Annotated in this window: 10 protein-coding genes; 3 read left to right on the top strand and 7 right to left on the bottom strand. The window is 69.1% G+C overall.

Annotation, left to right across the window (positions count from 1 at the left end):
* Positions 1-8: 8 nt before the first annotated feature.
* The 5 genes from ACPEH1_RS13835 to ACPEH1_RS13815 all read right to left on the bottom strand — a co-directional run bounded on the left by ACPEH1_RS13835 (position 9) and on the right by ACPEH1_RS13815 (position 3,750).
* Complete coding sequence (locus ACPEH1_RS13835; protein ID WP_136004901.1) at positions 9-1,364, bottom strand: type II and III secretion system protein family protein; 1,356 nt, start codon at positions 1,362-1,364, stop codon at positions 9-11.
* A gap of 20 nt (positions 1,365-1,384) precedes the next feature.
* Entirely contained in the window at positions 1,385-2,413 is a 1,029-nt protein-coding gene (cpaB, locus tag ACPEH1_RS13830; protein WP_423715940.1) for a Flp pilus assembly protein CpaB, read from the bottom strand.
* Between the two features lie 22 nt (positions 2,414-2,435).
* A complete protein-coding gene (locus ACPEH1_RS13825; RefSeq protein ID WP_051008608.1) occupies positions 2,436-2,852 on the bottom strand; it encodes a hypothetical protein in 417 nt (138 codons plus the stop codon).
* Between the two features lie 68 nt (positions 2,853-2,920).
* Entirely contained in the window at positions 2,921-3,466 is a 546-nt protein-coding gene (locus tag ACPEH1_RS13820) for an A24 family peptidase (protein ID WP_287251378.1), read from the bottom strand.
* A 104-nt stretch (positions 3,467-3,570) separates the two neighbouring features.
* Positions 3,571-3,750 (bottom strand): Flp family type IVb pilin, encoded by a 180-nt coding sequence (locus ACPEH1_RS13815; RefSeq protein WP_017356197.1) that lies wholly within the window; start codon positions 3,748-3,750, stop codon positions 3,571-3,573.
* 659 nt (positions 3,751-4,409) lie between these two features.
* Between ACPEH1_RS13815 and ACPEH1_RS13810 the strand changes: the two genes are divergently transcribed.
* The 3 genes from ACPEH1_RS13810 (at position 4,410) to ACPEH1_RS13800 (ending at position 11,131) form a co-directional block, all read left to right on the top strand.
* Positions 4,410-5,396 (top strand): AraC family transcriptional regulator, encoded by a 987-nt coding sequence (locus ACPEH1_RS13810; RefSeq protein ID WP_136004895.1) that lies wholly within the window; start codon positions 4,410-4,412, stop codon positions 5,394-5,396.
* 249 nt (positions 5,397-5,645) lie between these two features.
* Entirely contained in the window at positions 5,646-10,208 is a 4,563-nt protein-coding gene (locus ACPEH1_RS13805) for a YadA-like family protein (protein ID WP_017356199.1), read from the top strand.
* A gap of 89 nt (positions 10,209-10,297) precedes the next feature.
* Positions 10,298-11,131: an OmpA family protein gene (locus ACPEH1_RS13800; protein ID WP_423715939.1), complete on the top strand. Its 834-nt coding sequence runs from the start codon at positions 10,298-10,300 to the stop codon at positions 11,129-11,131.
* A 176-nt stretch (positions 11,132-11,307) separates the two neighbouring features.
* On the opposite strand, the gene ACPEH1_RS13795 is transcribed toward ACPEH1_RS13800, so the two are convergent.
* Positions 11,308-11,700 carry an OsmC family protein gene (locus tag ACPEH1_RS13795; RefSeq protein ID WP_423715938.1) on the bottom strand — a complete coding sequence of 131 codons (393 nt, stop codon included), beginning with the start codon at positions 11,698-11,700 and terminating at the stop codon, positions 11,308-11,310.
* 247 nt (positions 11,701-11,947) lie between these two features.
* Positions 11,948-13,732: an FAD-binding protein gene (locus tag ACPEH1_RS13790; protein WP_423715937.1), complete on the bottom strand. Its 1,785-nt coding sequence runs from the start codon at positions 13,730-13,732 to the stop codon at positions 11,948-11,950.
* Positions 13,733-13,918: the final 186 nt, after the last annotated feature.

The following is a 13,918-nucleotide window of genomic DNA, read 5'->3' as shown; positions in this document are numbered from 1 at the left end:
GGCATGGCTCAGCGTGAGAAGCCGGGGAGCTGGTCCGACGACGCCGGCCCCAGAAGCCACGCGCCCCAGACCGGCTGGTTCGGCGCCGCTTCACGCTGGCCGGGCAGGGGCAGCTCGGTTCCCTTGGCCAGTGGCTGGACCAGCCGCGGCGTGACGATGATGACCAGTTCCTTCTCCTCACGTTTGTAATTGAGGTTGCGGAAGAACGACCCGATGATCGGAAGATCGCCGAGCAGAGGCACTTTGTCCACGTTTGAGCTGACCGCATTGCTCACCAGACCGCCGATGACGAAGGACTCCCCGTCGCCGAGTTCCACCGTGGTGTCGGCGCGACGGGTGGTGATGGAGGGAATCAGCACGCCGTTATAGGCGATGCCGGTGCTGTAGTTGAGGTCGCTGGCTTCCGGCGCGACCTTCAGCGCGATGCGATCGGCGCTGAGCACGGTCGGCGTGACGGTCAGGCCGATGCCGAACGGTTTGAAGGTGACCGTGGTGGTGCCCAGCCCCTGCGGTTCGAGAATCGGCAGTTCGCCGCCGGCCAGGAAGCTGGCGCTCTGCCCGGACAATGCCACCAGCGTGGGTTCGGCCAGCACGCGCGCCATGCCGTTGCTCTGCAGCAGGTCCAGGTTGGCCAACCAGCCGTGGGTGAGTGAACTGGCAACCAGGTTGAATGCCGACGACAGCGGATTGAGCGTCACCGTGGTCTCGCCGCCGTTGCCGGAGCCGCCGTCGTCAGTGGTGGGCGGAATGCCGCCGGGGCGGGTGAGCCCGTAGGTGAAACCACCATTGCTGTTGTAGAAGCTCACACCGACCTGGCGCAGTGTGGTGCGGTTGAACTCCACGACCTTGACCTCGACCTGCACCACACCGCCGCTGGCGATGGTGGCGACATCGGCGAGCTGTCCTTCCTTGCCGATGGCCATTGCGGCGGCCTTGCGGCTCTGTGCGTGGTCCAGCATCGACGGGCTCACCCCCTGCAGCAGGCCCTGGTCGTCCTGTACAGTCAACCGGGTGCCGGCGCCGTCACCCAGCGCGCCCTGCACGGCGCTGCGCACGTCGATCTGCATGCGCTGCGGCTCGCTGTTGTCGCGTCGCCACAGCAGCAGCGTGGTCGTTCCCGGGGCCTTGCCGACCAGCAGCGCCTGACGCGGGCCGCGCAGCATCACGATATCGGCCACGCCGGGATCGGCGATGGCCACGCGTTCCAGGTCGGTCGGCAGTGTCCACGGCCGCTGCTCGCGGGTCTGCAGCACCAGGTCGGCGTTGGCGTGAGCGGAGGGTGCCAGCATCAGCGCCAGCAGCAGCCACCCGCCCGGGATTCGGGCGTGGAACAGACGGCACGCAGGGGTGGGGCGTTGGGTCATGGGCTGTCTCGGCAGGTGGCTCATGGCGAGCCGCTGGGGGAGGCGGCGTCGCCGCGGATGATCTCCACGCCACGGTCCAGGCGGGGTGCGCTGCGGCGGGGGGCGCTGCCCGTCGATGCCACCGGCACCGGGCGGGCGCTGCTACGGCCGGCCAGCGCGGCGCTGTCGATACCGGCGTAGGCGTCGTTCTCGGGCGACTGCAGTGCGAGCCGCTGCTCGGGGGTCAGCTCGCGGCGCGGGGCGAGCACCCCTGCAGGTTGCGCGAACAGCGCCAGGTCCGGCTGGCCGACGTCCGCCGGATTGCGCAGGGCCAGGAACAGTTTGCCCTGCTGCGCGCCCAGCAGCAGGCGGCTGGCATCCGCCACCGGCACCGCCAGTACCGCGCTGCGCGCCGCCGCGGTGCTCGAGGCGTCGTTGGCACGGCTGCTGGACGGGCGCTGGGTGATGTCCTGCGCGCGGCTGTCGGCAGGCGAGGGTGTGTCGGTGGTAGCAGACGCGGGGGCGGGCGTGCCGAGATCGTCCGCACCATAGCTGAGCACGCGCAGGCGCGAGAGCAGCAGGCGTGCCTGTGCATCGCCGTCGTCGCGGACACCGGGCGTCGAGCGGAGATTGAGGAAGACATCGACAAAGTCGCCTGGCTGGATGCGGTTGCCCGCAGCCACCAGTTCGTCCACCGGTACTGCCAGCGCGCGCTCGCCCGGATTGAGCCGCAGCGCGTAGCCCTGTGCGATGACCAGGCCATCGAGAGCGGTGCCGGCGGCGATGTCGCGGGTCGGCACGGTGCCAACGACGTCGGCCACGGTGGTGAACCCGCCGGCTACCGGCTGCGCGCGGCCGGCCACGCGCAGGTCCTTGGCCGCGATCGGCAGGCCGGCGGGCAGGGCGTTGACGGCCTCCACCATCGGCCAGGTCTGCGCCTCGGCGGCACGTGTCTGCGCGGGTGCGGCCGGCGCCTCGCCTGCACGCCGGCTGACGCTGAAGGCGACCACCGCCAGGATTGCCGCCAACGCGATCAGCAACACGGCGGCAATGCGGGTCAACTTGAGCATGCGGCGTCTCCTGGAAGTGACATCAGTTGCTGCCCTGGTCCAGCTGGGCCACGGCGGTACTGGTGATGGGCCGGGATACGACCCAGCCATAGACAGTGCCGGTACCCGGCAGGAACGGATTGGCGCGGTAGTCGTAACTGACCCGTACCTGGATGCATTGCGCGCTGGGCAGGTCGGCGCATGGCGCCGGGGCGGACACGATGATCGGCGGCGCGGCGCTGGTGGCGCAGTCCGGATTCTGACCGGCGTAGGCCAGCAGCCACTGCATGGAGCGGCGAGCGGCCACACAGGCAGCCAGTCGGCGCTGGTCCGGCGCGGCGTAGCGCAGCGACGCGCGCGCGCCCTCGGCCGATGCCATCGACAGGGTCTGCTGCACGGCCATCAGCATCACTCCGGAGTAGGTGATCAGCAGCAGCGGCAACAGCCCGAACATCAGCATCAGCGCGAACTCGAGCGTGGCGATCCCGCCTTGGCGGCGCCGGCTGCCGGGCGGAATGCGCGCGGTCGTCACGGCGACACCGCATAGGTGTTCCGGACAACCCAGAGCAGGGCGCCCAGCGACAGATAGGCTGCAAACGGGATTCCCACGCGGCCCTGCCGGGCGCGGCGGATCTGGTCGGTGGCGGGGTGATGCTCTAGGTGCTGCAGGGTGGTGTCGCGCAGAAACTGCAGGCGCAGCGGGATCATCGGGCGCACACGGCGAACGGCATAGATGCACAGCGCGTGTCCGCCCGCGCACAGGCTGGCGATGATCCAGACCGGCAGCAGCGCGGTCCAGCCGAGCAGGAGGCCGAGCACCGCGAAGTACTTGACGTCGCCGGCGCCCATCCAGCCGATGGCGTAGAACGGCAACAGCGCGACCAGACCTGCCACAGCGCCCAGTACATGGGCAGTGGGCGCGCCGGTCCGCGTGACCGCCCACTGCACGCACAGCCAGGCCACCGCGGCGGCCGCAGCGAGCAGCAGGGCGCGGTTGGAGACGCGCCGGGCGTACAGGTCGCTGATGGCGACCTGTACGCCGAGCAGCAGCGCCAGTAGGGGAAGAAACGACATGGGCACAATCCCCCTGTGCGGTATCAACATGGACCGCGGGCCAGACGCCACCGTTGCCGCCGGGAAAACGGCAGTCAGGGCAGACCGACGCGCGCTGTTACCGGTCAGGCCGCAGCGGAATCGACCAGTGCGGTCAGGCGGGTGAACAGATTGGTGAAGAAGGCGGTGATCTGGGCGCGGCCGGTAACAACGAGTACGCCGGCGATGACCGCGGCGAGCAGGCCGTATTCCAGTGCGGTGACGCCGTCTTCCTCGACCAGGAACTTGCGGATGGATGCGTTCATGACGGTTATCTCCATTTACCTATCAGGGCCCGGATGGGCAGCAGCTGCCTTGCGATGTAGAAGGTCGTTCCGACTCCGCGGAGGGCCTTCCGCTGGCCTGCGCACGTCCTGGCGCAGGGGAGCGACCCATGCGGGTCGCCGATGCCGGCCGGACTATCCCGGCTGCAACCGTGCCTGGCGGAACGCAAGCGCCTGCAAGGCGCAGCCCGGATGCCGCAGCCGCTGCTGGCTGCCGGCGGAAGCAACGACTACGGTTGCCTGCCTGTCCATGACGTTCCCCCGTGATGCGATGGCGCCGCGTGTGGCGTCATCGAAATTCAACGAAATGCTCGGCGAATGCGAAGGGCTGTGATGCACAAAATCGGCACGGATAATCCGAACTTTAGCCCCGCGTTGCCGGTGACTGAACCGTTCTGCGTTGGCTCCCATTTAATATCCGGAAGGTGAATGAATTATCGAGATTATGTGATGGCCGGGTGAAAGCGACGTAATCCGCGGAATTTCCGGCCATCGATTTTGTCTTCGTGTGTGGGGATTGATGCATACTCGTCGAAAATGCGCAGCAGCATTTTGCAGTATGCGAGGAGCGCGGGCAGTTCTTGGAGACGGGAAACCGGTGATGCGCGATGCACACCGGGCCAACGGGGGGCATCACTGTCATGGTCGATGGTGTAGTGGGCGACATGGGCGACAACCTCAGGGCGTTCGACCTGGCCACGCTGGGCGGTGTGCTGCGGGTGTGCGACGTCGAGATGGTGCTGCTCGATGGCAATGGTCCCCGCGCCAGCGTCGATGCGGTGGTGCATGACGAGGCACTGTTCTGCACGCTGGCCTGCGGCTTTCACTTTCGTGGGCGTTTCATGTTGCCGCCCGACTGGTGTCTGCTTGGGTATGTCCACGACACCGATGAAGGGGTGAGCTGGTGCCACGGTGTTCCGTTGGCGTCCGGGATGGCGCTGACCGTGTTGCCGGAGGGCATCAGCGAGTTCACGTTCAGTGCCGGCACGCGCCTGACGTTGCTGCTGGCGCCGATGCAGCGGGTGCAGCGAAAACTGACCCAGCTGAGCCTTCTCAGCACGCCACCGGCAGGCCAGGCATTGTCGCTGTTCCATCCAGCCGGCGGGGTCGGTGTGCACCGGCTGGTGCAGCAGTACCGGCACCTGGAGGAATCGCTGGGTGGGCAGGGCGTGGCACTGGCCGATGACGCAGTGGAAACGCTGCTGCACGCGCATGTGCAGGCGTTGCTGGCCGCCGGCCCGGGCGATCGGCCCACCTGCAGCCGGGCGCGGCGCACGCATTATCTGATCGCGCAGCGCGCCGAGCATTTCATGCGTCTCAATCTGCGCCGCTATATCTACATGAATGAAATCTGCGACGCGGCCGGCGTCAGCGAACGCGCACTGCGCTATGCATTTGAAGACCTGTTTGGTACCTCGCCGAACCGGTATCTGTCGATGCTGCGTCTTTGCGCGGCGTGCCGTGGCCTGTCGATGGCCGATTCCAGTCGCAAGTCGGTCAAGGCGATCGCGCTGAGCTGCGGACTGTGGGATCTGTCCCGTTTTGCCGACAATTATCGTCGTGTCTTCGGTGAGCTGCCCCGCGACACCCTGATGCGGGCCCCGGCGCAGATCGGCAGCCCGGCCTGAGTCATCGGCGGGCGCCGGCCGCCGTCCCCCGCTCACCCACGCAAGCCGCCGCCCTGCAAGGGATTCCGGTGGCTTTCTGCCGTATTTGCGCATTCGCCTGCCGGTTTTCCCCGTTGCTTTGCCGGAACCCGCTGTTGGCGTGCCGGAATGAAGTGCGCGGCGCTCGACGCGGCGACTGTAATGGGTCCCACGTGCCCAGAGGCATGGACGCCGCAGTCCGCATCGATCGTCAAACGGGGGAATACCGTCATGAATCGCATCTTTCGTCTGGTTTGGAACCATCAACTGAAGGCCCTGGTGGTCGTCTCGGAAATCGCCACCTCGCGTGGCAGTCTGGCGGCGGGCCCGGTCCGCGTGCACCTTCGCGTGCCGCTGTCGGCCCTGTCGATCGGCCTGGCGCTTGCGCTGTGCAGCGGCGGCGCATGGGCCGGCGAAAGCCAGACACTCAACGATCTCCAGGCACTGGCCGCCAAGTACGCGCCACTGCCGGTCAAGATCGACGCCGAGGCCGCGCTGGCAGCCGTCACGCATACCCGCGACACCTCGCCTGCGCTCAGCGCCCAGGCCAATGTGAATCTCGCCCTCGGCACCCGCAACGTCACCGCACCGGCTGCTGCCAAGGTGGAGCTGTCCCTGCCCAGGCGCATCGCGCTGCCTGGCAGCGGCGACACGCTGGCCGGGTTGGGCGTGGATGTACGCGTTGACACGCCGGTGGCGAAGGCCACGCTTGGCGTCGCGCCGACGGTCCCGGTGCCGCACCAGGGGCTGGGGGTGCAGGTTGATGCCGCCGCGGGCGTGCAGGCGGCAGGCGTAACGGCGGCTCCCCAGGCGCAGGTCGATGTACAGGCCACGGCCGCCGCAGGCCTGGCACCGCGCGCTGGCGCGGCGGCTGTGACGGCGGCGGTCAACAGCGCTGCCACTGTGAAGGCGTCAACGCCGGTGGCCACTGTCGATGCCGACGTCACGGTGGAGGTGGATGCCCTGGCGCAGGCGGACGCCCTCCCTGCGCATGACACGGTGGCCGCCTCGCTGGCCGCCACCGCCGCGGGCGGCGTCAAGGTGGCTGCACTGGGCCACGGGGTGGATGCGGCCGACCGCAATCCCAAGCTCGTGGACGTCTCGGCCGCCGCGCGACAGACCAGCTCGATGACGCTTGCCCCGACCGGCCTGCTCGGCGGGGTGGGCGATCTGCTCAACGGTGTGGGCACCACCGTCGGCGGCGTCCTCGATGGTGTCGGTGGCACCGTGGGTGACCTGCTGGGCGGCGTGGGCAACACGGTGGGCGGGATTCTCCAGCCGGTGGTGGGCACCGTGCTGCCGGCCCCGACCGCGCTCCCGCCGGGCAGCCCGAAGGGACCGGCGCCCGCCGATCCCAATGCCGGCCTGGTCATCGGTACCGGCGGGCTGGTGGGTTCGCTGTCGCAGCTGGTGGGGCCGACCGCGCAGGGCCTGCTCGGTGGCGATGGCTACGTGCGCAACGGCAACCTGGCCGTCAGCAGCGCCAACGTCATGCAGACGTACTCGGTGACCAACGTGCTGGGCATTCCGACGGTCAATCTGACCCCGGTCGGCACGCTGCTCGACGGACTGGGCAACGCCTCCACCGGCGGCGCCTCGCACCTGACGCTGATCGGCGGTGTCACCTCCGACAGCTACATTTTCAACATCAACAACGGCAAGCCCAACGGTCTGCTCGGACTCCTGCTGCCGGACGGCTCGCCGGCGTGGTCCAACACCTGCGTCAACCTGCTGGTGGCGACCGTGGACTGCTGGGCGGTCAACGCGGCGCAGGACTACCAGGTGCTGGTGGGTGATGGCGCCTACGCCAACGGCTCCAAGGAAGTGGTGATCGGCGCCAACGCGCGACATGAGCTGCCGCGCCAGGACGCCAATATTGCTTTCCCGGGGAACGGGGTGAACGACCCGACCGATCCGACCGGCGTACCCACGGCGGACTACGCCGCCCGCATGGGCCATTCGGTGGTGGTGGGCGACAGTGCCCGCGGCACGGCCAACGGCCAGACCATCCTGGGCGCGGAGGCCACCTCCAGCCAGGCCAACAGTGTGGCGCTGGGCTATCGCTCGGCCGCCAACCGTGGCGCGCAGGCCAGTTACAGCGCCTACGGGCTGACCACTGCGCAGGTCTCGGCCGGTGAAGTATCGGTGGGCTTTGCCGGTGGCGAACGGCAGATCACCAACGTGGCCGCCGGCAGCGCGGCCAACGATGCGGTCAACGTGGCCCAGCTGCAGGGCGCGATCTCGCAGATCGATGCGGTCAGTGCGTTTGCGGTCACCTACGACGACGACGGCGCCGGCAATGCCAACTATCGCCGGATCACGCTGGGCGAGGGTACCGGCACCACCACGCTCGGCAACCTCGCCAACGGTGCGGTGGCGGCGGGCAGCACCGAAGCGGTCACGGGCGACCAGCTGTTCGGCACCAACACGGCGATCGTGGACTACTTCGGCGGTCTCACCGCCTATGATCCGGCGACGGGTGCATGGACGGCGCCGAGTTTCCAGATCAGCACCATTTCCAGCACCGGGGCGGTCGCGCAGGGCGTGTATGACAACGCCACCGACGCATTCTCGGCGGTGGACGGTTCGCTGGTGAATCTCAATACGCAGATCACCGATATCCGCAACGGCGCAGGCAGCCGCTACCTGAAGGTCAATTCCACCGGCATCGACGCCAGCGCCGCCGGTCTGGACAGCATCGCGGTGGGCACGGGCGCCACGGCAACGGCGGCCAACGCGATCGCAGTGGGCGCAGGGGCGGTGGCCGACCGCAGCGGTACGGTCTCGGTGGGTGCGGTGGGCAGCGAGCGTCAGGTGGTGAATGTCGCGGCCGGCACGCAGGCCACCGATGCGGTGAACCTGGGGCAGCTGCAGGCGTCCGAGCAGGGGGCCCTGCGCTATGACGAGAATCCGGACGGCAGCCTCAACTTCGCCAGCGCCACGCTCGGCAACGGGACCGGGCCGACCACGCTGCGCAACATCGGCGCCGGTGTGGTGGGTGCCCTCAGCACCGAAGCGATCAATGGCGCCCAGCTGTTCGCGGCCAACCAGGCCGTGGCCACCCACCTGGGCGGCGGTGCCGCGGTGGATGCCAGCGGGGTGCTCACCGCGCCGAGCTACACGATCAACCAGGTCGCCACCAACGGGCAGGTCACCCCGGGCACGTACGACAACGTCGGCAGTGCATTCGATGCGGTCAGCCAGTCGCTGGCCAACGTGGCCGACCAGACCGGCACCATCGACAAGCTGGCGGTCAAGTACGACGTGGATGCCTCGGGCAATGCCACCAACCAGATCACTCTGACCGGTGACGGCACCGGTGCGGCGGTGGGCCTGGGCAACCTCGCCGACGGCAGCGTGCTGGCCGGCAGCCGCGCGGCGGTGACCGGCAACCAGCTGTTCCAGACCAACAACGCGCTGGTCGGCTACTTCGGCGGCACCACGAGCTTTGATGGCAACACGGGCATCTGGACTGCGCCGACCTTCCGCATCTCCACGATTTCCACCGACGGCAGCGTGGTCGGCAACGATTACAGCAACGTCACAACGGCCTTCGCAGCGGTGGATGCGTCGCTGACCACGCTCAACACGCGCATCGACCAGATCCAGCCGGGTGCCGGCAGCCCGTATGTGCAGGTCAATTCGCTCAAGCGGGGCGCCGCTGCCAGCGGCGCCAACAGCGTGGCGATCGGACCGCTGGCCAGCGCCGGCGGTGCGGGCAGCGTGGCCGTGGGCGATGGCGCCAGCGCTTCGGCAGACAACAGCATCGCTCTGGGCAGCGGCTCGGTGGCAAGCGTGGGGGCGCAGAGCGGCTATACCGGCGCCTACGGTGCCGCCGGCGCCAGCAGCTCGGTGGGTGAAGTGGCGGTGGGCAGCAGCGGCGCGGAGCGCAAGGTCACCCACGTGGCCGATGGCTCCGAGCGCTATGACGCGGTCAATGTCGGCCAGCTGCAGAACGGCGTGAACTACGCCATCGACCAGTCCAAGGCCTACACCGACACGCAGATCACCAACATCAACAATGGCACGTCGGGCATGTTCCAGGTCAACAACACCCAAGGGCTGGCACAGCCGTCGGCCACCGGCGCCAATGCCGCCGCCGGCGGTGCCGGGGCCACGGCAGCAGGCAGCAGCGCTACCGCACTGGGCAACGGGGCCAGCGCGCAGGCGGACAACTCGGTGGCGCTGGGCGCAGGCTCGGTGGCCAACCGGGCCAATACCGTGTCGGTGGGCAGCGTGGGTGCGGAACGGCAGATTGCCAACGTCGCCGATGGCAGCCAGGCCACCGACGCGGTCAACGTGCGCCAGCTGCAGGCCTCGCAGCAGGGCACGCTGCGCTACGACACCAACGTCAACGGCACCACCAACCTCAACAGCGTGACCCTGGGCAGCACCGCTACCGGCCCGACCACCGTGCGCAACGTCGCCGCCGGCACTGCCGGTACCGATGCGGTCAATGTGGACCAGCTGCGCTCGGGGCTGAGCCAGACGCTCGACTGGTCCAAGGCGTATACCGATCAGCGCATGGATTCGTTCGACCGCAACCTGCAGAAGACCGACAACCGTGCCTCGGCCGGCGTCGCCTCGGCGATGGCGGTGGCGGCGCTGCCGCAGCCCTACGAGGCCGGTCGCAGCATGGCTTCGCTGGCCGCCGGCAGCTTCAACGGCGAATCCGGGGTGGCGGTGGGCATCTCGGGCGTCTCCGAAGGCGGCCGCTGGATCTACAAGTTCAGCGGGTCGACCAACAGTCGCGGCGACGGCGGTGTCGCCGTGGGCGCCGGCATCCAGTGGTGATCGCCGTGGGCGCCGGCACCCGCCGGCGTTCCAGCGGCTGGCTACCTGCACCTATCCAGGGGGATCGCATGTCCACATCATCCACATCCATGTCACCGCTGCTGCGCTCGCTGTCGCTGGGGCTGGCGGTCCTGCTGTTCAGTGCCTGCGCCAGCCACGGGCGCAAGGCCGACGGTCCGGGCATGCAGGAGGCCGGCAGCGCAGCGCCCGATGCCCCCGCGTTCCCGGACCCGCGAAAGGCCACGTTGAAGGAAGGGCTGTTCGTGGACATCGACAGCCTGCGCCTGTTCGCGCGCGGCATGAGCAAGCGTCAGCTCTACAGCCTGCTCGGCACGCCGCATTTCGGCGAGGGCATGTGGGGGGTGCGCGAATGGAATTACCTGTTCAATTTCCGCAGCACGCCCGGCGGTGACTACTTCACCTGCCAGTTCATGGTCACCTTCGACAACAAGGGCATCGCCCAGGACAGCCACTGGAGACCGGCTGCCTGCGCGACGGTCCTGCAGCCGCCGGCCCCGCCGCCGCCGCCGGCCCCGGTCGTGATGCCCGCCGAGCCACTGCGGTTGTCGGCCGATGCGCTGTTCGCTTTCGACAGCGCGGTGCTCACCGCCGAAGGGCGCCGCAGCATCGAGGGCCTGCTGGCGCAGGTGCGCAGCGCCAGCCAGGTGCAGACCATCCAGGTGCTGGGATACACCGACCGCATCGGCACCGATGCCTACAACCTTGATCTCTCGCAGCGCCGGGCGCAGGCCGTCCGCGATGCACTGGTGCAGGGGGGCGTGCCGGCGGCGGCGATCATCGCCGAAGGCCGTGGCAAGGCCAACCCGCTGGTGCAGTGCGATTCGGCAGGACGCAAGGCCCTGATCGCCTGCCTGGCGCCGAACCGTCGTGTGGAACTGTCGGGGATGGCCACACCGCGCTGATCGCGCTGGCCCAGCGCAGAGACACGTTCCGGTCCCCTTCCTTCGGCGTACCGGCCTGCCTGTGCACGCCGTGCGCACCCCCTTGTCCCGGCCCGCCGCTTTCACAGCGAGATGTCTCCCCCGTCATCGATCTGGGAGCGGCGTGCCGGGCCATTCTTCTCCGCCAAGCCGCGGCGTCAGACGCCGCGTTCGCTGGTGATGGTGGCGCCTTCGCGCATCACTTTCGTGACCGGCGTCTTTTCGACCACCTCCAGCAGCCGCGCCCATTGCGCATTGGTGAGCGGCGCGCTGGCGTGCAGTACCCGGTGCACCACCAGCCGGTCGGCGGCGTCGCGACGCGAGCTCAGTTCGGCACGGAACTCGCCCAGCTCCCAGCCCTTCTTCTCGGCATACATGCGCAGGGTGATCGCGGTGCAGGCCGACAGCGCGGCCAGATACAGGTCGAACGGGGCAAAGCCGGCGCCCTGGCCGCCCAGACTGGCGGGTTCGTCGGCAACCAGTGCATGCGCTCCGCTGTGGATCTGGTGACGGTAGTTGGGGCCGTCTGAAACGATCTGGACCTGGGCCATGATGCGCGACACCTTCCGGTTGGGATGAGGTGCCGAGCATGGCACGTGCCGTTGCGGGGCGGGCCGGCGTATCTGGAATGCACCGGTGCAGGACTGCTCATTGGAGACCGGCAATGCCCACCTTCAGCGCGGCAGCGGCGGCATCGCATAAAACCCGGGGGCACACTGCAGCGGCGGACGGGAGCGTTGCGAACAAGCGGGCGGCCGGGAACGCTGCAGCGAACGGACCCACCGCGTCCCGCACACGCTACCCCTGCGGGATGAAGCCATCCGGGCTCCAGTCCTCGCTGCCCACACCGTGATGGATCACGAACAGGCCTTCCGGGTCGTAGCGGCGCTTGGCGGCCAGCAACCGTGGGTAGTGCGGCCCCCAGAACGCCTGCTGCCACTGCGGCTGGAAGTAGTCGCACTCGGAGACATAGGTGGCCGGGTCGGGCGCCACGTCGCGCAGGGCGGCGTAGGCACGGCCCACCCGCACGGCGCCCGAGCGCGCGCGGTCCTCGTCCACCTGGCCGCCGCAACCGGGATACACCGGCCCGCCCGCATTGCCGATCAGCGCCAGGGCGAAGGCATCCAGAACGCCCGGATGGGTGGCGGTATCGCGCGCGGCGGCCAGCGCCCCGGCGGGCGCGCCGAACAGCCCCTTGTTGCAGTGCAGTTCCACGTCCATGTGCGCGGCAGCGGCACAGATCGCGGTGGCCGCTGCCGTACGCCGGGCGTCTGACAGCAGGTCAGAGGGCAGCCAGACCGAGGCGTAGCCGTGCAGGAACCAGCCTACCTGGCCCTGGTCGCCCTTCCACAGCATATGCTGCGGTGGCGAGTCGGCGCGGGTGTCCTCTGCGATGAACTGCGGGGCGTGCGCGCGGAAGAACGCCGCGTCCCACATGTGGCGGGCCGGCAGTGACAGCGCCTGCAGGGGCTCGACGATGCGATAGGCCGGACGCGCCTGGAGCCACGCCAGGAACGGCGCCCAGACCGCCTCCGCATCGTCCTTGGCCAGCCCCTGGACCACCATCGAGACGCGCAGCGTGCGTTCGCCGCGGAACGCGATCTGCTCGCCCCAGTGCGGATTGCACAGGGCGTCGCGGTAGAAGCGCAGCATCTCCACGACCAGGTCGTGCCAGGCGCCATCGCTGTCGGCCCGTACCGCCAGCGAAACGCCCCCGAAGGTGTCCGGCAGCGCGTGGGTGCGGAGGGTCAGGCGGGTGACGACGCCGAAGCTCGCGCCGCAGCCCCCCTTCAGTGCCCAGAACAGCTCGGCGTCATTGTCGGCGTTGACCACCCGCACACGGCCGTCGGCGGTCACCACCTCAGCCTCCAGCAGGTGCGAGGCCGCGCTGCCGTACGCCTTGGAGAAACTGCCGAAGCCACCGCCGGTAACCAGACCGGCCACGCCCACCGAGGTGCAGCCACCGCCCTGCACGTAGCGACCGCGCCGGGTGGTGACCGCATCGTAGGCATCGATCCACATCGCGCCGGCGCCCAGGCTCACGGCAGGCTCGGCGGCAGTTCCCGCCCGCGCGTTGTGCGGGATGAACGCGTCGTGCACCTCCACCTGGTTCATCGCCCGGGTCCACACCAGCAGCGAATCGGGGGCGCAGGAGGTACCGTGGTAACTGTGTCCGCCGCCTTTGATCGCCAACCGGAGCCGGTGCCGGCGGGCGAAATTGACCGCTGCGGCAACATCTTCGCTGCTGGTCGCGGCTATCGCCCGGGCACTGGGCACCGAACGCCAGGCGCCGTAGTAGCCGCTGGTCTGGGTCAGTGCCGGCTGGTCGCCGATGTAGAACGGGTTGTGGATCTGGGCCAGGGCCTCGGCGCGCGCGGTTGCGTCCCCAAGGAAGGGCGACTGCGGAAGGGAGAGACGACCGCCGACGGCCCGTGACAGTCGCGCCCACTCGGCATCGCACGGCCAGCCCGCGCTGCCCGGACGCACCCTCGGCAGGCGGGGTGGAAGGGGGGCGGTGGTCTTGGACAACAGGGGGAGCAGCGGCAGTACCAGTCCGGCCTTCAGGCAGTCGCGTCGTTTCATGGCGGTGTGTCCTCGGCCTCCGGGCCATCTGTTCAGGGGCCAGTGTCCGCCCGGCGAGGCCCGCCGTCATTGGGCCGGGGCCGAATGCAGGCCCCTGTGGGACGAGTGGCGGCCGGGCAGGGACGGGCTTGACCTTCCCATGATGGGAATCTTTACCCTTGATCTCCCGAATCCCGTTCCGAGGCC

Origin of the sequence: Stenotrophomonas sp. NPDC077421, assembly GCF_049545505.1 — a bacterium.
Taxonomy (GTDB): domain Bacteria; phylum Pseudomonadota; class Gammaproteobacteria; order Xanthomonadales; family Xanthomonadaceae; genus Stenotrophomonas; species Stenotrophomonas nematodicola.
The sequence above is the reverse complement of the archived record's forward strand: the minus strand, read 5'-3'. Positions and strand labels throughout refer to the sequence as shown.